This window comes from Pseudomonas sp. 1152_12 (assembly GCF_052850675.1).
The window spans coordinates 280,353-303,896 of the sequence record NZ_VXCW01000009.1 but is presented as its reverse complement, the minus strand read 5'-3'; the positions used below and the strand labels follow the sequence as shown (position 1 = coordinate 303,896).

The 23,544-nt window shown below is 60.1% G+C and carries 24 protein-coding genes and 1 pseudogene; 15 read left to right on the top strand and 10 right to left on the bottom strand.

What is annotated here, in order from left to right; all coding sequences use genetic code 11:
* Positions 1-36: 36 nt before the first annotated feature.
* The gene (locus FW764_RS19065) at positions 37-1,458 is read right to left on the bottom strand and encodes an amino acid permease (RefSeq protein WP_446435190.1); all 1,422 of its coding nucleotides are present in this window, start codon (positions 1,456-1,458) and stop codon (positions 37-39) included.
* Between the two features lie 645 nt (positions 1,459-2,103).
* On the opposite strand from FW764_RS19065, the gene FW764_RS19060 reads away from it, so the two are divergent.
* Both FW764_RS19060 and FW764_RS19055 read left to right on the top strand, forming a co-directional pair.
* Positions 2,104-2,241 carry a hypothetical protein gene (locus tag FW764_RS19060; RefSeq protein WP_164558414.1) on the top strand — a complete coding sequence of 46 codons (138 nt, stop codon included), beginning with the start codon at positions 2,104-2,106 and terminating at the stop codon, positions 2,239-2,241.
* A 72-nt stretch (positions 2,242-2,313) separates the two neighbouring features.
* Positions 2,314-3,273 (top strand): leucyl aminopeptidase, encoded by a 960-nt coding sequence (locus tag FW764_RS19055; RefSeq protein ID WP_446435189.1) that lies wholly within the window; start codon positions 2,314-2,316, stop codon positions 3,271-3,273.
* 130 nt (positions 3,274-3,403) lie between these two features.
* Here FW764_RS19055 and rluB read toward each other — a convergent pair whose 3' ends face one another.
* The 7 genes from rluB to FW764_RS19020 all read right to left on the bottom strand — a co-directional run bounded on the left by rluB (position 3,404) and on the right by FW764_RS19020 (position 8,912).
* Complete coding sequence (gene rluB, locus FW764_RS19050) at positions 3,404-4,648, bottom strand: 23S rRNA pseudouridine(2605) synthase RluB (RefSeq protein ID WP_446435188.1); 1,245 nt, start codon at positions 4,646-4,648, stop codon at positions 3,404-3,406.
* Positions 4,649-4,792: 144 nt separating this feature from the next.
* Positions 4,793-4,984, bottom strand: a complete 192-nt coding sequence (locus tag FW764_RS19045) for a DUF1289 domain-containing protein (protein WP_145159550.1) — start codon at positions 4,982-4,984, stop codon at positions 4,793-4,795.
* A gap of 82 nt (positions 4,985-5,066) precedes the next feature.
* Entirely contained in the window at positions 5,067-5,465 is a 399-nt protein-coding gene (locus FW764_RS19040) for a hypothetical protein (RefSeq protein WP_446435187.1), read from the bottom strand.
* 158 nt (positions 5,466-5,623) lie between these two features.
* Positions 5,624-6,574 carry an SMC-Scp complex subunit ScpB gene (gene scpB / locus FW764_RS19035; RefSeq protein WP_446435186.1) on the bottom strand — a complete coding sequence of 317 codons (951 nt, stop codon included), beginning with the start codon at positions 6,572-6,574 and terminating at the stop codon, positions 5,624-5,626.
* A 12-nt stretch (positions 6,575-6,586) separates the two neighbouring features.
* Positions 6,587-7,285, bottom strand: coding sequence for a segregation and condensation protein A (locus tag FW764_RS19030; protein ID WP_173667140.1), 699 nt, complete (start codon positions 7,283-7,285; stop codon positions 6,587-6,589).
* A 120-nt stretch (positions 7,286-7,405) separates the two neighbouring features.
* Positions 7,406-8,035 carry an L-threonylcarbamoyladenylate synthase gene (locus FW764_RS19025; RefSeq protein ID WP_053257721.1) on the bottom strand — a complete coding sequence of 210 codons (630 nt, stop codon included), beginning with the start codon at positions 8,033-8,035 and terminating at the stop codon, positions 7,406-7,408.
* Positions 8,036-8,048: 13 nt separating this feature from the next.
* A complete protein-coding gene (locus FW764_RS19020; protein ID WP_446435185.1) occupies positions 8,049-8,912 on the bottom strand; it encodes a PHP domain-containing protein in 864 nt (287 codons plus the stop codon).
* An 87-nt stretch (positions 8,913-8,999) separates the two neighbouring features.
* Here FW764_RS19020 and FW764_RS19015 point away from each other — a divergent pair, with 87 nt between their 5' ends.
* The 7 genes from FW764_RS19015 to FW764_RS18985 all read left to right on the top strand — a co-directional run bounded on the left by FW764_RS19015 (position 9,000) and on the right by FW764_RS18985 (position 14,566).
* On the top strand, positions 9,000-9,596 hold the full coding sequence (locus FW764_RS19015) for a septation protein A (protein ID WP_083357030.1): 597 nt from the start codon (positions 9,000-9,002) through the stop codon (positions 9,594-9,596).
* Position 9,597: 1 nt separating this feature from the next.
* Complete coding sequence (locus tag FW764_RS19010; protein WP_446435184.1) at positions 9,598-9,897, top strand: YciI family protein; 300 nt, start codon at positions 9,598-9,600, stop codon at positions 9,895-9,897.
* A 120-nt stretch (positions 9,898-10,017) separates the two neighbouring features.
* Positions 10,018-10,425 (top strand): translation initiation factor 2, encoded by a 408-nt coding sequence (locus FW764_RS19005; protein ID WP_446435183.1) that lies wholly within the window; start codon positions 10,018-10,020, stop codon positions 10,423-10,425.
* A gap of 7 nt (positions 10,426-10,432) precedes the next feature.
* Positions 10,433-11,110, top strand: coding sequence for a response regulator transcription factor (locus tag FW764_RS19000; RefSeq protein ID WP_446435182.1), 678 nt, complete (start codon positions 10,433-10,435; stop codon positions 11,108-11,110).
* A gap of 190 nt (positions 11,111-11,300) precedes the next feature.
* On the top strand, positions 11,301-11,765 hold the full coding sequence (locus FW764_RS18995) for a Spy/CpxP family protein refolding chaperone (protein WP_446435181.1): 465 nt from the start codon (positions 11,301-11,303) through the stop codon (positions 11,763-11,765).
* A 67-nt stretch (positions 11,766-11,832) separates the two neighbouring features.
* Complete coding sequence (locus tag FW764_RS18990; RefSeq protein ID WP_446435180.1) at positions 11,833-13,176, top strand: sensor histidine kinase; 1,344 nt, start codon at positions 11,833-11,835, stop codon at positions 13,174-13,176.
* A gap of 40 nt (positions 13,177-13,216) precedes the next feature.
* Complete coding sequence (locus FW764_RS18985) at positions 13,217-14,566, top strand: CoA transferase (protein WP_446435179.1); 1,350 nt, start codon at positions 13,217-13,219, stop codon at positions 14,564-14,566.
* 90 nt (positions 14,567-14,656) lie between these two features.
* Here FW764_RS18985 and FW764_RS18980 read toward each other — a convergent pair.
* Both FW764_RS18980 and arcD (FW764_RS18975) read right to left on the bottom strand, forming a co-directional pair.
* A pseudogene (locus tag FW764_RS18980) lies at positions 14,657-14,737 on the bottom strand (AlkA N-terminal domain-containing protein); the annotation flags it as partial.
* Positions 14,734-16,161, bottom strand: a complete 1,428-nt coding sequence (arcD, locus tag FW764_RS18975) for an arginine-ornithine antiporter (RefSeq protein ID WP_446435178.1) — start codon at positions 16,159-16,161, stop codon at positions 14,734-14,736. The pseudogene FW764_RS18980 and the gene arcD (FW764_RS18975), both read right to left, overlap by 4 nt.
* A gap of 438 nt (positions 16,162-16,599) precedes the next feature.
* On the opposite strand from arcD (FW764_RS18975), the gene arcD (FW764_RS18970) reads away from it, so the two are divergent.
* From arcD (FW764_RS18970) to FW764_RS18945, 6 genes are all read left to right on the top strand, one after another.
* The gene (gene arcD, locus FW764_RS18970) at positions 16,600-18,027 is read left to right on the top strand and encodes an arginine-ornithine antiporter (protein WP_446435177.1); all 1,428 of its coding nucleotides are present in this window, start codon (positions 16,600-16,602) and stop codon (positions 18,025-18,027) included.
* Positions 18,028-18,051: 24 nt separating this feature from the next.
* On the top strand, positions 18,052-19,308 hold the full coding sequence (gene arcA, locus FW764_RS18965) for an arginine deiminase (protein WP_446435176.1): 1,257 nt from the start codon (positions 18,052-18,054) through the stop codon (positions 19,306-19,308).
* 69 nt (positions 19,309-19,377) lie between these two features.
* Complete coding sequence (locus tag FW764_RS18960) at positions 19,378-20,388, top strand: ornithine carbamoyltransferase (protein ID WP_446435175.1); 1,011 nt, start codon at positions 19,378-19,380, stop codon at positions 20,386-20,388.
* A 162-nt stretch (positions 20,389-20,550) separates the two neighbouring features.
* Complete coding sequence (arcC, locus tag FW764_RS18955; RefSeq protein WP_446435174.1) at positions 20,551-21,480, top strand: carbamate kinase; 930 nt, start codon at positions 20,551-20,553, stop codon at positions 21,478-21,480.
* A gap of 18 nt (positions 21,481-21,498) precedes the next feature.
* Positions 21,499-21,861, top strand: a complete 363-nt coding sequence (locus FW764_RS18950; RefSeq protein WP_446435173.1) for a DUF5064 family protein — start codon at positions 21,499-21,501, stop codon at positions 21,859-21,861.
* Between the two features lie 107 nt (positions 21,862-21,968).
* Positions 21,969-23,477, top strand: coding sequence for a sigma-54-dependent transcriptional regulator (locus tag FW764_RS18945; RefSeq protein ID WP_446435172.1), 1,509 nt, complete (start codon positions 21,969-21,971; stop codon positions 23,475-23,477).
* Positions 23,478-23,544 lie beyond the last annotated feature (67 nt).

Here is a 23,544-nt window from a genome sequence, read left to right as displayed (position 1 = left end):
GGCAAGGCGCCGGGTTTTCTGTGGATGCGATACGGCTTACTTCAACGCCGCACTCGTCGCGGTCAGCGCCGCTTCGGCGCTGCGCTTGTTCTTGATCCAGTAGCACAGCCCCATGAACGCCACCCACACAGGGATTGCGTACACCGAACGGTCAATGCCCGGGATCATCAACATGGTCCCCAGGATAAACACCACAAAGGCCACGCAGAGGATGTTGCCGTACGGGTACCACAGCGCCTTGAACAACGGCACTTGGCCGGTGCGGTTCATGTGCTGGCGGAATTTGAAGTGCGAGAAGCTGATCATCGCCCAGTTGATCACCAACGTGGCAACGACCAGCGACATCAACAGTTCCAGCGCGTGTTGCGGGATCAGGTAGTTCATCAGCACCGCCACCAGGGTGATCGCCGCTGAAGCAAGGATCGAGCGCACCGGCACGCCGCGCTTGTCAATTTTCGCCAAGGCCCTGGGCGCGTCACCTTGCTCAGCCATGCCCAGTAGCATGCGGCTGTTGCAGTAGGTGCCGCTGTTGTACACCGACAGCGCCGCAGTCAGTACCACGAAGTTAAGGATGTGCGCGGCGGTGTTGCTGCCCAGCATTGAGAACACCTGCACGAACGGGCTGCCGCTGTAGGCATCGCCCGACGCGTTGAGAGTCGCCAGCAGGCTGTCCCACGGCGTCAGCGACAGCAGCACCACCAGTGCGCCGATGTAGAAAATCAAGATGCGGTAGATCACCTGGTTGATCGCCTTGGGGATCACGGTACGTGGCTGGTCGGCTTCGGCCGCCGTAAAGCCGAGCATTTCCAGGCCACCGAACGAGAACATGATGATCGCCATGGCCATCACCAAGCCGCCGACGCCGTGGGGGAAAAAGCCGCCGTGCTCCCACAGGTTGCTCACCGACGCTTGCGGACCGCCGCTGCCGCTGGCCAGTAAGTAGCTGCCCAGGGCGATCATGCCGACGATGGCCACGACCTTGATAATGGCAAACCAGAATTCGGCCTCGCCGAAGACTTTGACGTTGGCCAGGTTAATCAGGTTGATCAGTACGAAAAATACCGCCGCAGAGACCCAAGTCGGGATCTCCGGCCACCAGTAATGTACGTACTTGCCGACAGCCGTCAGCTCAGACATGCCCACCAGGATGTACAGGATCCAGCAGTTCCAGCCCGACAGGAAACCGGCAAAACCGCCCCAGTACTTGTGGGCAAAATGACTGAAGGAACCGGCAACCGGCTCTTCGACGATCATTTCGCCGAGCTGGCGCATGATCATGAAGGCGATAAAGCCGCAGATGGCATAGCCCAGGATCATCGACGGGCCGGCGGATTTGAGCACCCCGGCCGAGCCCAGGAACAGGCCGGTGCCGATGGCGCCACCAAGGGCGATCAACTGGATATGTCGATTTTTCAGGCCGCGTTTCAGCTCACCTGAAGAGGAATGGGGTCCACTCATGAAAAGGGTCTCACGCAAGGTTTGATGATGTTGAATGCACGTAGCTGTCTTGAATGTCGATCAAGCAGCGCCGCTCAAACCCCAGCGCAGGCACCAGGAGTACAGCGTCTTTCTAACGGTCATGCGTCACCTGTTTGTTTTTATCTGTGACGAAATCGAACCCGTCCGGCTCGTGGTCGGGCGGAGTGATCAGGGTGGGTAAACCCTGGGTCTTGGCCTTTTGCGTGGTTACGCAAGGGGGTCACAGTAAAACGCGGCACATTGTACACCGCTCGACAGCTTCAAGCCGCCTCTGCAGAGCGCCCGCGACAATCTGTCAGAGATTCCTTACAGCAATACACACGCCCGGAATGCTTGAGCCATAGCGTAAATTATGCGTTACACCGCGTAAAAGCTGCTTTACAGGCAGCTCTATCAGTCATCCATCAGAAAATTGTCGGCCGCCAAATTCTGATCAATCGGTTCGGCCAGCTCGCTGTTTTTTCTGGAAAAACATGGGACACAGAAAAACAGAAGAAAAAATCCAAATGAGACCGTGTCAATAAATTTTTTGCATTCCGAAACACTCTCGCCTAGGTTCTTCCACTTGCGCAGCGAAGCCCGCTGGCAAGCCGTTCTCGAACAACGTCCTCTAGGAGATACACCATGCAAACATTGGAAAACGACCTGGAAACCGAACTGCAACTTGACGATTGGTTTGAAGCGCCGACCCATGAGGCCGCCGTTGAAATGATGCAAGCCGATGCGGTCGTGCCATTTGGCACCGCGATGTGGCCTTTCTAACACCGGCAGGCATCCGGCAGGTGCTGTGCACGGCACCTGCCCCCTTACCCAAGGCACAGAAGGACACCCGTCATGGACAAGGCCCGCGCCGTCGAACACTTCCTCTACTACCTCGCACACCACCCGGCCCTCAACGGCCTGAGCCGCCCTACCGTGCTGCTCGGCCATACCGAGCGCTACGACGCGATCGCCCAAGCGATCACCCACAGCAGTGCTGCGCGCTTTAACTTCCACGTGCAACGCCTGGACCTGGCCGCCAGCGAGACCCTGGCCCAGGCCATCGAGGCTTGCGACCTGTACCTGTTTCTCTACGACTCCTCGACCCTGCCCAACCCACGCGCCGAAGGCCCGGACTTTATCCGCGCCCTGCAAGGCGTGATGGCTGAGCACTGGAAAAAGTCCCTGCTGTTCAAGGATTACGGCGACTACTTCTACGACACGTTCAGCGTCGAACCACAGCGCATTGCCGACCTCAACGCCACGCTGATCCGGCGCATGTCCCAGGCCAACGTGCTGAGCTTTACCGACAAGCACGGCTCTCGCCTGGAAGCGCCGATGAACAGCATCAAGAAGTGGACCAACATCAACGGCGTCGGCAACCACGACCTGGCGCCGGGCGAGATTGCCACCCACAGCGAGGCCATCAACGGCCAAGTGCGGTTCGTCGGCACCTTTCTGAGCACCATCCCGTTTGCGCGCAAATACGGCGTGCTGCAATCACCGCTGGAACTGTGGATCGAGAACTCGACGATTTGCAGCGTGGCCAGCGACGTGCCGGGGCTGGCGGATGACTTCAACAAATACCTGAACGCCAACCCGTCCAACCGTCGCGTGGAGGAGCTGGGGATTGGCACCAATGAAGGGGTCAAGGATTTGTATGCACGCAATGCCGGGTTTGAAGAGCGCCATTGCGGTTTGCACCTGGGCTTGGGCGGCGGGCAAAAAGGCAGTCATCACCTGGATCTGATTTTTGCCAGCGGGGTGTTGGCGCTGGATGACAAGCCGGTGTTTGATGGCACTTTTGCGTTCTGAAAGCCGATTTCGAAGTCAACTGAGATCTAAATGTGTGCGGGCTTGCTCGCTCCCACAGTTGATCGCATTGCGAATTCAGAGCAAAAAAAAACGCCAACCCTAAGGTTGGCGTTTTTGTGCAGCACTTACATCACTGCGGCTTCTTGCGACCAAAACCAGGACGCTGACCGGAACCGGCCGGAGCGCCACGGCGCTTGCCAGACGGCTCATCAGCGACCAGTTTCAGGCCTGGGCGCTTTTTCGGCGCAGGCTTGGCTGGGCGCTTGGTGTTGGCGCTGTCGGCTGGGCGATCGGAAGCCGGAGCACCGCGGCTTTCGCCACGGTTGCCGCGACCGCCGCTTGGCGCTTCACCGCCACGTGCAGGGCGCGGGGTGCGGGGTGCACGCTCGCCTTCCTGACGCGACGGGGCCGTTGGGCGACGCTCACCTTCGATGTGCGGCTCACGGGAGATACGACCACCGGTGGCCGGTGCATTCAGCGCTGGGCGCAGGGTGCGGGCAACCCGTTCAGTGCGCGCCACAGGCCGCGACGACTTACGCTGCATACGCTCAAGTTTGTCTTTGCTCTTGGCGTTCATCTGCGGCATAGCGACCGGCGTCAGGCCGACTTCGGCGCTGAGGATGTCGACTTCGTACTGGCTCATTTCGCGCCAGCGGCCCATCGGCAAGTCGGAGTTCAAGAACACCGGGCCAAAACGCACGCGCTTCAGGCGGCTGACCACCAGGCCCTGGGATTCCCACAGGCGACGTACTTCACGGTTACGGCCTTCCATCACCACGCAGTGGTACCAGTGGTTGAAACCTTCGCCGCCTGGCGCCTGCTTGATGTCGGTGAACTTGGCCGGGCCGTCTTCAAGGACTACGCCGGCTTTCAAGCGCTCGATCATCTCGTCATCGACTTCGCCACGTACACGTACGGCGTATTCGCGGTCCATCTCGTAGGACGGGTGCATCAGGCGGTTGGCCAGCTCACCGTCGGTGGTGAACATCAGCAAGCCGGTGGTGTTGATGTCCAGACGGCCGATGTTGATCCAGCGGCCTTCTTTGGGCTTAGGCATCTTGTCGAACACGGTCGGACGGCCTTCCGGGTCGTCACGGGTGCAGATCTCACCGTCAGGTTTGTTGTACATGATCACGCGGCGCACCGATTCGGCGGCCTCTTCACGTTTGATGACCTTGCCATCAATGGTGATTGCATCGTGCAGGTCGACGCGCTGGCCAAGGGTGGCTTCAACGCCGTTGACCTTGATGCGCTTCTGGGTGATCCAGGCTTCGACGTCGCGGCGTGAGCCCACGCCGATACGCGCCAGCACCTTTTGCAGTTTTTCGCCTGCAGGGCCGATTTCCTGGCTGTCGTTCTGGTCTTGGTCGTTCATCTTAAGCACCTCCCGGTGGGTCGATTCAGGCGTGGCCTGAAGAATGTTGAAAGCGGGGCTTTGGCCGAATACGTCGCCAAAGGGTCGCGAATCATACGCGCATGGCGCGCGTTACGCATCAGAGACTAGTCGATTAAGCCGTTGTCATTTGCTTTTCCGCCGACCGGTGGCGCCCAGGGCCAGCAAGCGCAGCTCGGCTTCGGCCAGCACCGTGCGTTTGTCGACCTTGTCGAGTTTCTTCCAGGCGCGGATCTCGCGCTTGCTACGGCCACAGCCGACGCAGATGTCATCGCTGAACTTGCAGATACTGATGCAGGGGTCTTTGCTGGAGCTCATGGCAATCCTCTGAGTTCGGCCCCGCGCGCAACGTGAGGCCGATCAAAAATGCAGGCGCCCAAGGTCGGCCGTGAGGCTTGTATCAAGGAAAGCGCTTGACGTTGAATACCTTACCCGTCTTGGACAGCTTGCCTTGCCAGTCTTCTCCATTGCACTTCAACTTAACGAAGACCGGAATCGCAGTGCCGTCGTCATCCTTGAATTCAGTCGGTTTGCAGTGCTGAGGTAATGCATTGGATGCGCCGATCCACAGTGCGTCAGAAGAATCAAGGCGATAGTAGACGGGACGTTCTACGCCCTCAGCCCCGGTACTCACGCCAATAGCACCAGTGGCGTCAGTGCCCGCGATGATAGTGACGCTGACATCACCACTCAGAGGGTTACGAGTCACTGAAGCCGCATAGGCCGAGGAGAAAACCGCCGAACTGATTAAAACCATTGCGCCCAGCGAAACCGTGAAGTGCTTGCGAGTGTTTTTCATGATGGGTCATCCATATCAAAAGAGAGGGGATTACGACCACCACGAATGAAACGGCACAGGCGCAATGGCGTTCAGCAAGTAAACGCCGAGCGACGCAGCACAACAACTGTCAGAACTAACAGGTAGAGCGCCGCTCGCAGCCCCGCCTCACCAAACGATCACGGTTCAAACGAGCGGCGCTCGTTTTCGATAGCCTCAGCCAAGGCTTGTGCCTCGGCCTCTTCGTCACTCAATTCAGGCTGCCCCAGGGCGGCGACAGCGGCCAGAAGCTTCTCGCGCGCTTCGGCGACGCCAAGAATGTCTTCCTCAGGTTCGGGCTCCGGCTCCGGGTAAGCCTCAATGATGGGTTCAGGCTCAGTTTCAACGTTCGCCTGGGTTTCCGGCTCAGCCGCCCCCTCACGCAGCAAGTCATCAAAGTCGGTCTTGATCCCCTGCTCCATGTCGTCCAATTCCAGCAACAAGGTATGGAAGCTGGTTTCGTCCTTCGGCTCTTCAGGCTCGGCCGTGGCATCGGCCAACTCCTGAAGGCTGGCAGGCACCGGCGCGTCGTCGAAGTCCAGAACTGGCTCGGCTTCCATCTCGCGCAGTTCGGCCAACGGCGGCAGGTCATCGAGGTTTTTCAGGTTGAAATGGTCGAGGAACACTTTGGTGGTGGCGAACATCGCCGGCTTGCCGGGCACGTCACGGTAGCCGACGATGCGGATCCACTCGCGCTCCAGCAACGTTTTGACGATATGGCTGTTGACCGCCACGCCACGCACATCCTCGATCTCGCCGCGTGTGATCGGCTGGCGATAGGCAATCAGCGCCATGGTCTCAAGCATCGCCCGCGAATAACGCTGTGGGCGTTCTTCCCACAAGCGGCCGACCCACGGGGAAAACTTCTCACGAATCTGCAGGCGATAACCCGACGCCACTTCGCGCAACTCAAACGCGCGGCCGTCGCAGGACTTGCGCAGGATCTCCAGCGCTTTCTTGAACACCGGCGGCTCAGGGCGCTCGGCCTCTTCAAAGAGTTCGAACAGGCGTTCCAGAGATTGCGGTTTACCCGAGGCCAGGAGAAAGGCCTCCAGCAGGGGCGCCAGTTCGCGGGGTTCAGTCAAATTCATCGATTCAGCTCTTTATTCGGCTCGCGCCCGCACGTGGATAGCCGCAAAAGGCTCATTCTGGACCAGCTCGACCAAGGATTCCTTGACCAGTTCAAGCACCGCCATAAAGGTCACCACCACCCCCAGGCGCCCTTCTTCCTTGGTGAACAGCTCGACAAAGGGTACAAAACCACCGCCCTTGAGGCGCTCAAGCACATCACTCATGCGCTCGCGGGTCGATAAAGCCTCACGGCTGACCTGATGGCTTTCAAACATGTCGCCACGGCGCAGCACTTCGGCCATGGACATCAGCAATTCTTCCAGGCTCACGTCCGGCAACAATTTGCGCGCCCGAGCTTCCGGGGCGTCGAGCTTGGGCACCACCACATCACGGCCAACGCGGCTCAAGCCGTCGATGCCTTCGGCGGCGGCCTTGAAGCGCTCGTACTCTTGCAGGCGGCGGATCAGTTCGGCGCGCGGGTCGTCTTCCTCGGCCTCAATGGTCTCCGAGCGCGGCAACAGCATGCGCGACTTGATCTCGGCGAGCATGGCGGCCATCACCAGGTACTCGGCCGCCAACTCCAGGCGCACCGTCTGCATCAACTCAACATAACCCATGTATTGGCGGGTAATTTCCGCCACCGGGATGTCGAGGATGTTGATGTTCTGCTTGCGGATCAGGTATAGCAGCAAGTCCAACGGGCCTTCAAAGGCTTCAAGGAACACCTCCAAGGCGTCTGGCGGGATGTACAAATCCAGCGGCATTTCCAGGACCGCCTGGCCATAAACCATGGCAAAGGGCAGTTCCTGCTGGGCGCCGGCCTGGCTGTCGACGGTTTCCACGACCGACATTCAGGCCTCGACCATAAACGGCGTCGGGTCGCCGCAGCCCACGCGCACCACCTCCGGCTCGCCGTCGGCCAAGTTGATCACCGTGGAGGCCTTGTTGCCGCCGTAGCCGCCGTCAATGATCAGGTCGACGTGCTTTTCCAGCAGCCGGCGCATCTCATAGGGGTCATACAGCGGCTCGGTTTCACCGGGTAGAATCAACGACACACTCATCAACGGCTCACCCAGCTCCGCCAGCAACGCCAGGGCAATCGGGTGCTCCGGCACGCGCAGGCCGATGGTGCGTTTCTTAGGGTGCAGCAACAGCCGCGGCACTTCGCGGGTGGCATTCAGAATAAAGGTGTAAGGCCCCGGCGTATGGGCTTTGAGCAGGCGGAAGGTGCCAGTGTCGACCTTCGCAAATAGACCAAGCTGGGACAAGTCGCTGCAGATCAGCGCGAAGTTGTGGTTCTTGTCCAGGTCACGCAGGCGTCTGACCCGTTCAACCGCACTCTTGTCGCCGATCTGGCAACCAATGGCGTAGGACGAGTCCGTTGGGTAGATCACCACGCCACCGGCGCGAATGATCTCTACGGCCTGTTTAATCAGGCGCGCTTGAGGGTTTTCCGGATGAATCTGGAAGAATTGACTCACGTGTTCTACCTGTTCAGACGGTGGCAGTAATGGGGTCATGTTTGAATCGCCCCCACAAAAGCGGCAGGTCTTCCGGGACCTGGCGATACTCGCCAATCTCGGACCAGCCACCTGGGCCATGAAAATCACTGCCGGCGCTGACCAGCAGACCAAATTCGCGCGCAAGAATCGCCAGGCTGCCCACCTGTTCGGCGGGTTGGTGCCCGTTGACCACTTCGATTGCGTGGCCGCCCGCTCCAATATAGTCGGCAATCAGCTTGCGGCGCTTGCTGCGGGTGAAATCGTAATGCCAGGGGTGCGCCAGGCTGACCCAGGCCCCAGCAGCGCGCAGGGTGCCGACGGTGTCTTCCAGGGTCGGCCAGTGTTGCTTGACGTCACCCAACTTGCCGGCGCCCAGCCATTTGCGAAAGGCTTCGGCGCGGTCCTTAACAAAACCTTCACGCACCATCCAATCGGCAAAGTGCGGCCGGGCGGGGGCATTGCCGCTGTCACCCAGCTCCTGCTGGATAACGCGAGCGCCATCAAGGGCATTGGGCATGCCTTTAAGGCTGAGTTTGCGGCTTATTTCTTCTGACCGCAGCCAGCGGCCATCGTGCAATTGGGCGATGGCCGCGACCAGAGGCGCCGCGTTTTGATCAAAGCCGTAGCCGAGCACATGAATAGTGGCGCCGCCCCAGGTGCAGGACAATTCCACACCGTTGACCAACTGCATACCCAGGGCCTGGGCCGCTTCGCGGGCTTCATCGAGGCCTTCGAGGGTGTCATGGTCGGTCAACGACAAGACTCGCACGCCTTTTTCAAACGCACGCGCAACCAGTACCGCAGGCGCCAGGGCGCCGTCGGAGGCCGTGCTGTGGCAGTGCAAATCAACATTCACGGGAGTGTGTAACCTCAAGTCAGCTGGCGCTTTCGCTACCAAGGATGTTTGTTATTATGCCGCCACATCCAGCTTCTGGCTCTTACTGTGAAACAATTCATCGACTTCATCCCGCTGTTGCTGTTTTTCATCGTTACCAAACTCGACCCCAGGGTCACTGATATCGCCGGTCACGAGCTGACATTCGGGGGCATCTACAGCGCCACCGCCGTGTTGATCATCAGCTCTATCGTGGTCTACGGTTCCATCTTCATCTCCCAGCGCAAATTGGAAAAAAGCCAGTGGCTGACCCTGGTCGCCTGCCTGGTCTTCGGCGGCCTGACCCTGACCTTCCACAGCGAAACCTTCCTTAAATGGAAAGCCCCTGTGGTTAACTGGCTGTTCGCCCTGGTCTTCATCGGCAGCCACTTCATCGGTGATCGCTTGCTGATCAAACGGATCATGGGCCACGCGCTGACCCTGCCGGAGCCGATCTGGACACGCTTGAACGTGGCCTGGATCGTGTTTTTCCTGTTCTGCGGCGCCGCCAACCTGTTCGTGGCCTTTACCTTCCAGGCCTACTGGGTGGACTTCAAGGTCTTCGGCAGCCTGGGCATGACCGTATTATTCCTGATCGGCCAAGGTATTTACCTGTCGCGCCACCTGCATGACACCGCCCCTACCACGCCGAAAACCGAGGACTGACATGCTCTACGCCATCATTGCTACCGACGTTGCCAACTCGCTGGAAAAACGCCTGAGCGTTCGCCCGGCGCACCTCGACCGCCTGAAAGTACTGCAAGCCGAAGGCCGCATGGTACTCGCCGGCCCGCACCCGGCAGTGGACAGTAATGACCCGGGCGACGCCGGTTTTACCGGCAGCCTGATCGTCGCCGAGTTCGCCTCCCTGGCCGATGCCCAGGCCTGGGCCAAAGCCGACCCGTATGTGGCGGCGGGCGTCTACGCTGATGTGGTGATCAAGCCGTTCAAGCAAGTCCTGCCTTAAGCGCACTGTATCGAGTGAAGTCGCGCCGAACCAATTGCATCCGGCGCGCTCCTAATTGCTCATTATTCCCGGTAATCTGCCGACAACGTTCTGAATATTCGTGTGGAATCAGGAGTTCCGATGCGCTTACGTCAGTTGTGTCTGTTGGCAGTGTTAATGATCGGGGCTACGGCCCACGCTGAAGAAACCTCGAACACCGGCAGTTCCACGCCTCTGTCCTTGAGTGTCGGCAGCCAGATCATCGAGTTGCAGCAACGTTTGAAAGAAAGCGAACGGCTGCGTGAGGAACTGAGCAAGCAACTGCAAACCGCAGACGCTGCCCGCGAAAGCACCCAACTGAGTCGCTTGCGCCAAGAGAACCAACGCCTGGCCCAGCAACTCAAAGAAACACAGGGTGGCGCCTTGACTCGCTGGCTGACCGAGCAACAGCAATGGTTTGTCACCGGTGGCGCCGTCGCACTGATCGCTTTGCTGTGCGGTATCTTCGCCAGCGGTGGGCACCGTCGCCGTCGACAATGGCTAAATTGAGTGAGTCATGAGCGAGCTGTTACTGATAGATGATGACCAGGAGCTCTGTGAGCTGCTGACCAGTTGGCTGAGCCAGGAAGGTTTTCTGGTGCGCGCCTGCCACGACGGCTTGAGCGCACGCAAAGCCTTGGCCGACAGCGCCCCTGCGGCGGTGGTACTCGACGTGATGCTGCCCGACGGCAGTGGCCTGGAGTTGCTCAAGCAATTGCGCAACGATCACCCGGAGTTGCCGGTGCTGATGCTCTCGGCGCGTGGCGAGCCACTGGATCGCATTCTCGGCTTGGAACTGGGTGCCGACGATTACCTGGCCAAACCCTGTGACCCACGCGAACTGACTGCTCGCCTGCGCGCCGTACTGCGCCGCAGCCACCCGGCCGCCGTGTCGACGCAGCTGGAGTTAGGCGACCTGTGCTTTAGCCCGGTGCGCGGGGTGGTGACTATCGATGAGCAAGAATTCGCCCTTACCGTTTCAGAGAGCCGCTTGCTCGAAGCCTTGCTGCGCCAGCCCGGCGAGCCGCTGGACAAGCAGGAACTGGCGCAGATCGCCCTGGGCCGCAAGCTGACCCTTTACGATCGCAGCCTGGATATGCACGTCAGCAACCTGCGCAAGAAGATCGGCCCGCACCCCGATGGCCGGCCACGGGTCGTGGCGTTGCGCAGTCGCGGCTATTACTACAGCCTCTAAACGCTATACCGTTCCCCTGTGGGAGCTGGCTTTCCTGCTCCCACACTTGATCTCATCCAACTTGATCGTTTTGTCAGCCCCCACCAAACCCCTCTTTACCCAAGCTTTACCCTCACCTGACCGCCGCTGACCTTGATCTCCGTAACCTACTCACATCCGGACTCACCGGAATAGAGACAGGAGAATCACCATGCGCAAGACCCTTATCGCTCTGATGTTCGCCGCTGCCCTGCCAACCGTTGCCATGGCCGCCATGCCAGAAGGCCCAGGCCCGATGGGCGGCCCTGACGGCCACATGATGGGTGGCCCTGGCCACAGCGGTGAACACGGTCCGCGTGGCAAAGGCGGCCCCTTCAGCCAACTGGACCTGAGTAAGGAACAGCGCCAGCAGATCGGCAAACTGATGGGCGACCAATGGCACGCTCGCAAAGATCTGGTCAAAAAGTACTTGGATAAACTCCCGGCCGCCGATCAGAAGGCCATGCAGGATGAGATCGCCGCCGGCAAACAGAAAACCCAGGCCGACATCCGAGCCGTGCTGAAACCCGATCAACAGAAGAAATTCGACGAGATCGTCAAAAAACAAGCCGAGCGCCGCGCCGAGTGGAAGGAATTCCAGGCCTGGAAAGCCCAGCAGCCGCAAAAAGCGCAATAATGCTCTAGCTTTACCACCCCAGCCCAGTGGCTAGCGCCGCTGGGCTTTTCTTGCTTGAGGGTTTCCTGTGCGTTCATTGTTCTGGCGCATCCTGGCCAGTTTCTGGCTGGCCATCGCCTTGGTTGCCGGGTTATCGATCCTGCTTGGGCATATGCTCAACCAGGACGCCTGGATTCTCAGTCGTCACCCCGGCCTCAACAACTTGGCACAAGAGTGGACGCAGCTCTACGAAGCCCAAGGCGAGGACGCCGCCCAGGATTTGCTGCAACAACGCAAACGCCAGTACCACATCGACGTGCAAGTGTTGAATGAAAGTGGCGAGCCGGTGGTGCGCGGCACCTTCCCACGGCGTGCCGCTGCGTTCGAAGCCCGGCAAAATGACAGCAAGGACGGCCATCTGCCCTGGCGACGCCTGACCGCCGAGTACACCAGTGAAAAAACCGGCGACACCTACCTGCTGATCTACCGCATCCCGCACCCGGAACTGGACGCCTGGCATCGCAGCAGCCTGCTCTGGCCGCTGAGCGCATTGGCAATTGCCTTGGTGGTGCTGACGTTGTTCAGCCTGCTAGTGACGCTGTCAATCACCCGCCCGCTTAGCCGCCTGCGCGGCGCGGTGCATGACCTCGGGCAGACCACTTACCAGCAGAACAGCTTGGCGCAACTGGCCAACCGGCGCGATGAGTTCGGCGTGCTGGCCACCGATTTCAATCGCATGGGCGCACGCCTGCAAAGCCTGATCGGCAGCCAGCGCCAGTTGCTGCGCGACGTGTCCCACGAACTGCGCTCGCCCCTGGCCCGCTTGCGCATCGCCCTGGCCTTGGCCGAACGCGCCAGCCCCGAAGAGCGGGAGAAACTTTGGCCACGCCTGACCCGCGAATGTGATCGCCTGGAAGCCTTGATCAGCGAAATCCTGGTGTTGGCCCGCGTCGATGCCGACAACGCCAGTGCCGAAGAGGTCGACCTCAACCTGCTGCTCAAGACCCTGCACAAAGACGCCCAGCTCGGTGCCCCCGATCAGAGGGTGCAACTGACGGCCGACAACGAGCTGCAACTCAAGGGCTGGCCGACCATGATCGAGCGGGCGGTGGATAACCTGTTGCGCAACGCCCAGCGCTTCAACCCCAAGGACCAGCCTATCGAGTTGCACGCCCATCTCCACGGCGAGCACATCATCATCAGTGTGCGTGACCATGGCCCCGGTGTTGAGGCAGAACACCTCAGCCAGTTGAGCGAGCCTTTCTACCGCGCGCCCGGCCAGACCGCCCAAGGCCACGGCCTGGGCCTGGCGATCGCGCGGCGCGCGGCGGAGCGTCATGGCGGTAGCCTGATTCTGGCGAACCACGCCAATGGCGGTTTTATCGCCAGCATCGACCTGCCGTTGGCGCCAGGCGTTGTCACACCGGTGTGAGGATCTTCTATAGTGGCCCTTCTCTTACGGAGGGCCTTTGATGACTGACCTGCTGACTCCCATCCAAGCCGCACTCGACCTACCGCACACCCCGTTAACCGTCACAGCGGCCGGCGCCTTGCCCTCAGTCTTTGCCGTGACCGAACTGGCCAGTGCCAGCCTCGGCGCTGCCGGCCAGGCCGTCGCCGAATTGATCCGCCAACAGACCGGGCGTTTGCCCAGCGTCAGCGTGGACCGACGCCTGGCATCGTTCTGGTTCTCGTCCTCAATTCGCCCCGTGGGTTGGCAAGTGCCGCCGTTGTGGGACCCGGTAGCCGGCGACTATGCCTGCGCCGATGGCTGGATTCGCTTGCACACCAACGCCCCGCATCACCGTGCTGCCGCCGAGCGTGTACTGGGCAAGGTCAATGACCGCGCCGAGATGGCCGGCAACGTTGCGACCTGGAGTGCAGCCGAATTGGAACAGGCGATTGTCGATGCAAGTGGCTGCGCAGCCCAGATGCGTTCTTGGCAGGCCTGGCAAACGCATCCCCAGGGTCTAGCGGTGAATGCCGAAAATCTGGTGCAACGTCAAACCTACGACACCACCACCGGCAAAGCCTGGCTCGGCTCGGTGGCTCGCCCGCTGGCCGGCATAAAGGTGCTGGACCTGACGCGCGTGTTGGCCGGCCCCGTGGCCAGTCGCTTCCTCGCGGGGCTGGGGGCCGATGTGTTGCGCATCGACTCACTGACCTGGAACGAACCCGGCGTGGTGCCGGAAATGACCCTGGGTAAACGCTGCGCGCGTCTGGACCTGAAAAGCCCCGAGGGCCGGACGATTTTTGAAAGCCTGCTCAAGGACGCCGACATTCTGTTCCATGGCTACCGCGCCGATGCCTTGGAGCAACTGGGCTACACCGCCGTTGCGCTGCAAACCCTTGTCCCCGGTCTGATCGACGTAAGCCTCAATGCCTACGGCTGGAGTGGCCCGTGGCGCAATCGCCGCGGCTTCGACAGCCTGGTGCAGATGAGCAGCGGGATCGCCGACGCGGGCATGGCGTGGAAACACTCGGATAAACCGCTGCCGCTGCCGTTACAGGCGTTGGATCACGCCACTGGGTATCTAATGGCGGCCAGTGCGATTCAGGCGTTAAGCGAACGCTTGAAAACCGGGCGCGGCGGCTCAGCGCGGTCGTCATTGGCGCGTACAGCGAAGTTGTTGGTAGAGGCCGGGCACGTGCCGGAGCAACCGGTGTTGCGCGCGGAAGAACCGAGCGATCAAGGCTTGGTCGAGGAACAGACGGCCTGGGGCCTGGCCCATCGTTTGCTGGCGCCAGTGACGATCAGCGGCACGCCGTTGCAGTGGGATTTGCCGGCGGGGGAATTGGGCTCACACCGGGCTCAGTGGTGAGCTGAGGACCGCTATCGGGAGCAAGCCCCCTCCCACATTTGATCGGTGAATACATTCAAATGTGGCGGCTTGCTCCCGGTGAGAGCAACGCTCCAGCCCAGTGATCGCGCGCTGGGATAAAAAGCCCAACTTCGGCGCCCAGTCATAAGGCGCCTGATACGCCAGTCTCATAACGACAATACCCCGCTATACAGCCCGTACGCCGCCAGCCCCGCGCCCGCGATCACGCAGCTGAAAATGCCTCTTTCCACGAAGGTAAACAAGGGTTTGCCCTGCTCGCGTTTGGCCAGGGCAAACAGGATCACACCGGGCGCATACAGCAGCGCCGAGAGTAGCAGGTACTTCAAACCGCCTGCGTAGAGCAGCCACAGCGCATACATCAGTGCGATCAGGCCAACCACTAGATCTTTCACGCGCTGGCGATTGGCACCTGCGTAAGTTTCGCCGCGCCCGCTGAGCAGCACCGCATACGCTGCCGACCACAGGTACGGCACCAGAATCATCGACGAGGCCAGGTAGATCAGCGTGGTGTAGGTGCTGTGGGAAAACAGCGTGATCACCAGAAAAATCTGGATCATCCCATTGGTCAGCCACAGCGCATTGACCGGCACCTGGTTGGCGTTTTCCTTTTTCAGAAAAGCCGGCATGGTGTTGTCGTGGGCAGTGGCGTAAAGGATCTCCGCACAGAGCAGCGCCCATGACAACAAGGCGCCGAGCAAGGACACCGCCAGACCAATGCTGATCGCCATCGCGCCCCACGGCCCGACGATATGCTCCAAGACACCGGCCAGGGACGGGTTTTGCAATTGCGCCAGTTCCGGCTGGCTCATGATCCCAAGTGACAACACATTCACCAGCACCAGCAGCGCCAGCACCCCGAGAAACCCGGTGACCGTGGCCCGACCGACATCCGAGCGTTTCTCGGCCCGCGCCGAATACACACTGGCGCCCTCGATGCCGATGAAAACAAACACGGTGACCAACATCATGTTGCGCACCTGGTCGACCACGCTGCCGACTTGCGGGTTGCCCAAGCCCCAGATATCGCGGGTGAAGATATCGGCCTTGAACGCCAAGGCGGCGATCACGATAAACATCAGCAGCGGTACGATCTTCGCCACGGTAGTGATCTGGTTGATCAACACCGCCTCCTTGATCCCACGCATCACTAGAAAATGTACAACCCACAACAACAGCGACGCGCAGCCGATGGCGACCGGCGTATTGCCCTGGCCGAATACCGGAAAAAAATAGCCGAGGGTGCTGAACAGCAGCACGAAGTAACCGACGTTGCCCAACCACGCGCTGATCCAATAACCCCAGGCGGACGAGAAGCCCATGTAATCGCCAAACCCGGCCTTGGCGTAGGCATACACGCCGGAATCCAGTTCGGGCTTGCGGTTGGCCAGGGTCTGGAACACGAACGCCAGGGTCAGCATGCCCACAGCGGTGATCGCCCAGCCGATCAACACGGCGCCCACCTCGGCGCGCGCCGCCATGTTCTGCGGCAAAGAGAAAATCCCGCCGCCGATCATCGACCCCACCACCAGCGCGATCAGCGCGCTGAGTTTGAGCTTTTGGGCCGATTGAGACATGGAAACTCCTGAATAAATAAAAATTGAGCGAACAAACGCGCACTCAACTAATTAATCCAGTGAGTGCAGCGTTTATTAAAGACAGCGATAAAACCGTCAAGCGCATAACCTAATAGCATGACGATTGATGACGTTTAAGTTTATTTAGGTGTTAAACAAGGCAGGCACTTTGCCAGTTTCTCGCTATTTGGCAACCCGTCCCGAAATAGTGTGCACATTCAGCCAAAATGGCTAGTTGCAACAATCGCCTGGGCTAAATGACCACTACAACGCAGAAGCGCTCTGGAACGAGCCTTTGCGGGGAATAGTATTGCCCAAGCATTTGCCCTAAGTCATTCATTCACAATGAAATGTGCCAATGACCTGATCTAAGTCAGCTGTTCGAACAGCGCGCCGAATTACTCTGTGGTCTCTCTTCTCCTGCATTGGAGTCATGCAATGTCTGAATCTCCCGGAAAACTTCGATTAGGCGCACTGGTTGCACTGGTCGTGGGCTCAATGATTGGCGGCGGAATCTTCTCACTGCCGCAAAACATGGCCGCCAGCGCCGACGTGGGTGCGGTGTTGATCGGTTGGGTGATTACCGCCATCGGCATGCTGACCCTCGCCTTTGTGTTCCAGACCCTGGCCAACCGCAAACCTGACCTCGACGGCGGCGTATACGCCTATGCCAAGGCCGGTTTCGGCGACTACATGGGCTTCTCGTCCGCCTGGGGCTACTGGATCAGCGCCTGGTTGGGTAACGTCGGTTACTTCGTGTTGCTGTTCAGCACCCTCGGTTACTTCTTCCCGGTCTTTGGCGAAGGCAACACGCCGGCTGCAGTGATTGGCGCCTCGGTGTTGCTGTGGGCCGTGCACTTTTTGGTGCTGCGCGGGATCAAAGAAGCGGCGTTCATCAACCTGGTGACGACCGTCGCCAAGATCGTGCCGTTGGTGCTGTTCGTGTTGATCGCGCTGTTCGCGTTCAAACTGGACATCTTCACCGCTGACATCTGGGGCGTGAAAAACCCGGACCTGGGCAGCGTGATGAACCAAGTGCGCAACATGATGCTGGTCACCGTGTGGGTGTTCATCGGCATCGAAGGCGCGAGCATCTTCTCCTCCCGTGCGGAAAAACGCTCCGACGTCGGCAAGGCCACGGTGATCGGTTTTATCACCGTGCTGCTGTTCCTGATGCTGGTGAACGTGCTGTCGCTGGGCATCATGACCCAACCCGAACTGGCCAAGTTGCAGAACCCATCGATGGCCGCCGTGCTTGAGCATGTGGTCGGCCACTGGGGCGCGGTGCTGATCAGCGTCGGCTTGATCATCTCGCTGCTGGGCGCATTGCTGTCGTGGGTGCTGCTGTGTGCAGAGATCATGTTCGCCGCCGCCAAAGACCACACCATGCCGGAGTTTTTGCGCCGCGAAAACGCCAACCATGTGCCGGCCAATGCCCTGTGGCTGACCAACGCGATGGTGCAAATTTTCCTGGTGATTACGCTGTTCTCCGCCAGCACTTACCTGTCGCTGATCTACCTCGCCACTTCGATGATCCTGGTGCCTTACCTGTGGTCGGCGGCTTACGCCCTGCTGCTGGCCGTGCGCGGTGAGACCTACGAAAACGCCCTGCGCGAACGCAAAAAAGACCTGCTCATCGGCGCCATCGCGCTGATCTACGCGGTCTGGTTGCTCTACGCCGGCGGCACCAAATACCTGCTGCTCTCCGCCCTGCTCTACGCCCCCGGCGTGATCCTCTTCGCCAAGGCCAAGCATGAACTGGGCAAACCGATTTTCACCAACGTCGAGAAGCTGATTTTCGCCGCCGTCGTCATTGGCGCCTTGGTGGCTGCTTATGGCCTCTACGACGGTTTCTTGGCTCTGTAACTTTTGTTCACTGGAGGATCTGTAATGACCACGGAAAAAGTGAAGTACGGCGTACATTCCGAAGCCGGCAAACTGCGCAAAGTCATGGTGTGCTCCCCAGGTTTGGCCCACCAGCGGCTGACCCCCAACAACTGCGATGAACTGCTGTTCGATGACGTGCTGTGGGTGGCCCAGGCCAAGCGCGACCATTTCGACTTCGTCACCAAGATGCGCGAGCGGGACATTGATGTGCTGGAAATGCACAACCTGCTGACCGATATCGTCGCCATCCCCGAAGCGCTGGACTGGATCTTGGAACGCAAGATCACCGCCAACACTGTGGGCCTTGGCCTGGTCGATGAAGTCGGCTCCTGGCTGCGCAGCCTGGAGCCGCGCAAAGTCAGCGAGTTCCTGATCGGTGGCGTGTCGGCCGATGACCTGCCGAGCAGCTTCGGTGGCAAAACCATCGAGATGTTCCGCGACTTCCTCGGCCACTCAAGTTTCATTCTGCCGCCGCTGCCCAACACCCAGTTCACCCGCGACACCACCTGCTGGATCTACGGCGGTGTGACGCTCAACCCGATGTACTGGCCTGCGCGACGTCAGGAAACCCTGCTGGCCTCGGCCATCTACAAGTTCCACCCCGAGTTCACCAACGCAGACTTCCAGATTTGGTACGGCGACCCCGACCAGGAACACGGTGCCGCCACGCTGGAAGGCGGCGACGTCATGCCGATTGGCAACGGTGTTGTGCTGATCGGCATGGGTGAACGCTCGTCCCACCAAGCGATTGGCCAGCTGGCGCGCAACCTGTTCAAAAACAAAGCCGTGGAACGCGTGATCGTTGCTGGCCTGCCGAAATCCCGCGCGGCGATGCACTTGGACACCGTGTTCAGCTTCTGCGACCGCGACCTGGTCACCATCTTCCCCGAAGTGGTCAACCAGATCATCCCCTTCACCCTGCGCCCTGATGAAAGAAAGCCACACGGTATCGATATCCAACGGGAGAAAACCAACTTCCTCGACACCGTGGCCGCAGCGCTCAACCTCAAGGCCCTGCGCGTGGTCGAGACCGGCGGCAACAGCTTCGCCGCCGAGCGCGAGCAGTGGGACGACGGCAACAACGTGGTGGCCCTGGAGCCTGGCGTGGTGATCGGCTACGACCGCAACACCTACACCAACACTCTGCTGCGCAAGGCCGGTGTGGAAGTCATCACCATCAGCGCCGGTGAACTCGGCCGTGGCCGTGGCGGCGGCCACTGCATGACCTGCCCGATCATCCGCGACCCAATCGACTACTAACTTTCAGGCCTTGGCCGCCGCTCACAAGGCGCCGGCCAAGGGGATAACCTAAACAGAAGGAGATCCAACATGGCTTTTAATATGCGCAACCGCAGCCTGCTCTCGCTGATGCACCACACCACTCGCGAGCTCAACTACCTGCTGGACCTATCCCGCGACCTCAAGCGCGCCAAATACACCGGCACCGAGCGTGCGCACCTGCAGGGCAAAAACATTGCGCTGATCTTCGAAAAAACCTCGACCCGCACCCGTTGCGCGTTCGAAGTGGCGGCCCATGACCAAGGCGCCCACGTCACCTATATCGACCCGATGTCGTCGCAGATCGGCCACAAAGAAAGCATGAAAGACACCGCCCGTGTACTGGGCCGCATGTTCGACGCCATCGAGTACCGTGGCTTCGAGCAGGAAATCGTCGAAGAGCTGGCCAAGTTCGCCGGCGTGCCGGTGTTCAACGGCCTCACCGCCGAATTCCACCCGACCCAAATGATCGCCGACACCCTGACCATGCGCGAGCACAGCGACAAGCCGCTGCATGACATCAGCTATGCCTACCTGGGCGACGCCCGCTACAACATGGGCAACTCGCTGCTGATGATCGGCGCCAAGCTGGGCATGGACGTGCGTATCGGCGCGCCGAAAGCCCTGTGGCCGCATGAAGATTTCATCAAGCAGTGCCAGGCCTTTGCAGAAGAAAGCGGCGCGCGCATTACCATCACCGAAGACCCGAAAGAAGCGGTCAAAGGCGTGGACTTCATCCACACCGATATCTGGGTGTCGATGGGAGAGCCGGTGGAAGCGTGGGACGAGCGTATCGAGCAACTGCTGCCGTACCAGGTCAACACCAAGATGATGAAGGCCTCGGGCAACCCTCGCGTGAAGTTCATGCACTGCCTGCCAGCATTCCACAACAGCGAAACCAAAGTAGGCAAGGACATCGCCGCGCGTTATCCGAACCTGGCCAATGGGGTGGAAGTGACCGAGGAAGTGTTTGAGTCGCCGGCCAATATCGCCTTTGAGCAGGCGGAAAACCGCATGCACACCATCAAGGCGATCCTGGTGTCGGCGTTGGCGGATATCTAAACTTTAAGTGTGGAACTCAGTCAATGTGGGAGCTGGCTTGCCTGCGATGCGGACACCTCGGTTTCTCAGGAACATCAGGGTGATGCCATCGCGGGCAAGCCCGGCGCCCACATTGATTGCTCTTCGCTCAGAGACCTTGCTGAATTCTAGAAGGATTGCATTATGCGTATCGTCGTTGCACTGGGCGGTAACGCCCTGCTGCGCCGTGGTGAACCCATGACCGCGGACAACCAACGCACCAACATCCGAATCGCCACCGAACAGATCGCCAAAATCCATCCCGGCAACGAGCTGGTGATTGCCCACGGCAATGGCCCGCAAGTGGGCCTGCTGTCGTTGCAGGCGGCGGCCTACACCAGCGTGTCGCCCTACCCGCTGGACGTGCTGGGTGCCGAAACCGAAGGCATGATCGGCTACATCATCGAACAGGAGCTGGGCAACCTGCTGGACGCCGACGTGCCATTCGCGACCTTGCTGACCCAGGTTGAAGTGGACGCTAACGATCCGGCCTTCAAGAACCCGACCAAGCCCATCGGCCCGGTGTACGCCAAAGCCGAAGCGGAAAAACTCGCCGCCGAAAAAGGCTGGGCCATCGCCCCGGATGGCGATAAATATCGCCGCGTGGTTGCCAGCCCTCGCCCCAAACGCATTTTTGAAATCCGCCCGATCAAATGGCTGCTGGAAAAAAGTGCCATCGTGATCTGCGCCGGTGGTGGCGGGATTCCAACGATGTATGGCGAAGACGGCAAACTGCGCGGCATCGAGGCCGTGATCGACAAAGACCTGTGCTCATCGTTGCTGGCCGCGCAGTTGGACGCCGATTTGCTGGTGATCGCCACCGACGTCAACGCTGCGTTCATCGACTTCGGTAAGCCGACACAGAAGGCCATCGACCAAGCCCACCCGGACGAAATGGAAAACCTCGGCTTCGCCGCCGGCTCCATGGGCCCCAAGGTACAAGCCGCCTGCGAGTTCGCCCGCCAGACTGGCAAAACCGCCGTCATCGGTTCACTCTCGGACATCGAAGCCATCGTCCAGGGCCGCGCCGGTACGCGTATCAGCACGGCAAAACCTGGCATCACCTATCTGTGAAGTAAAGGAGATACGCCTATGGCCACCTTTGAACCCGGTCACTTGCACGTCGAACGTCACGCGCTCAACAAAGATGACTACAGCTACAACCTGTGCATCGACTACGAGGTCAGCCAGGATCCAAAGGAAGGCAAGGGAATGCTCTTCAAACTGCACGGTTCGGTGCAGGGCAAGGACCTCAAGGAGGAGTTCTTTCTGCCCAAGGACCAGGCCTTTGATTTTGCGCGGCATGCGATGAATATCGCGCAGAAATATGGCATGCCAAAGGTTGCGACGCTTAACGGGCAGATGCACAAGCAGTACGACTTGATGTTCGAGGATGTACGGCATCAGTTGGATCTGAAGCCGGGGGATCCGGTCAAGCCCGAACACTTGGAATAACTCGGTTCAAATGTGGGAGGGAGCAAGTCCCCTCCCACATTTTTTGATCTCCACCACCTGTCAGGCATACTTGCCGCCTCTCGCTCTCCAGAATCGTTAACCGCCCCATGCGTATCCACGTCAGCTTCATCGACCGCGTCGGCATTACCCAGGAAGTCCTGGCCCTGCTCGGTGGGCGCAATCTCAACCTGGATGCGGTGGAGATGGTGCCGCCCAATGTCTACATCGACGCCCCGACGCTGAGCGCCGAGGTGCTCGAAGAACTGCGCGACGCGCTGTTCAGCGTGCACGGCGTACAGGCGGTCACGGTAGTAGACATCCTTCCCGGCCAGCGCCGCCACTTGCAGCTCGACGCCCTGCTGGCGGCGATGACCGATCCGGTGCTGGCCCTGGACAGCGCCGGCAAGATCCTGCTGGCCAACCCGGCGCTGATCGCCCTCTATGGCCGCGAACCGGCCGGGGAAAGCATCAGCGCGCTGTTCAATGACCCGGCGCTGCTCGACACCTTGCTGGAGCAAGGCTTTCGCCTGCCCCTGCGCGAGATCAGCGTCAACGGCCAAACCTTTTTACTGGACGCCACGCCGATCACCGACGCTGGCGCCCTGCTCACGCTGTACCAACCCAACCGCATCGGCGAACAGCTGTCGGCGCTGCACCACGACCATGCCGAAGGCTTTGATGCGCTGTTAGGCGAGTCCCCGGTGATTCGTACCCTCAAGGCCCGTGCGCAGCGCGTCGCCGCACTGGATGCACCGTTATTGATCCAAGGCGAAACCGGCACCGGCAAAGAGCTGGTGGCGCGTGCCTGCCACGCCATCAGCGCGCGCCACAGTGCGCCGTTTTTGGCCTTGAACTGCGCGGCGTTGCCGGAAAACCTCGCCGAAAGCGAGCTGTTTGGTTACGCCCCGGGCGCGTTTACCGGTGCTCAGCGCGGCGGCAAGCCGGGGCTGATGGAGTTGGCCAACCAAGGCACGGTGTTCCTCGATGAGATTGGCGAAATGTCGCCGTACTTGCAGGCCAAGCTGCTGCGCTTTCTGAATGACGGCAGCTTCCGCCGTGTGGGTGGCGACCGCGAAGTGAAAGTTAACGTACGCATTCTCAGCGCCACCCACCGCGACCTGGAAAAGATGGTCAGCGAAGGCACGTTTCGCGAAGACTTGTTCTACCGCCTCAACGTACTCAACGTTGAAGTACCGCCGCTGCGTGAGCGCGGCCAAGACATCCTGCTGCTGGCCCGCTACTTCATGCAGCAGGCCTGCGCGCAGATCCAGCGCCCGGTCTGCCGTCTGGCGCCCGGCACCTACCCGGCGCTGCTGGGTAACCGCTGGCCGGGCAACGTTCGGCAACTGCAAAACGTGATCTTTCGCGCCGCCGCCATTTGCGAAAGCAGCTTGGTGGACATCGGCGACCTGGACATCGCTGGCACCTCGGTGGCGCGCCAGAGCGACGGCGAAGTCGACAGCCTGGAACAGGCGGTGGAAGACTTTGAGCGCAGCCTGCTGGAGAAGCTATACGCCAGCTATCCCTCGACCCGCCAATTGGCCAGCCGCTTGCAGACCTCGCACACGGCGATCGCCCATCGGCTGCGCAAGTACGGCATCCCCAATAAGCCCTGACTGAATAAACGCGGTCCAAATGTGGGAGCTTGCATAACTCACCCAATTGGGTCTGAGAACGACATCC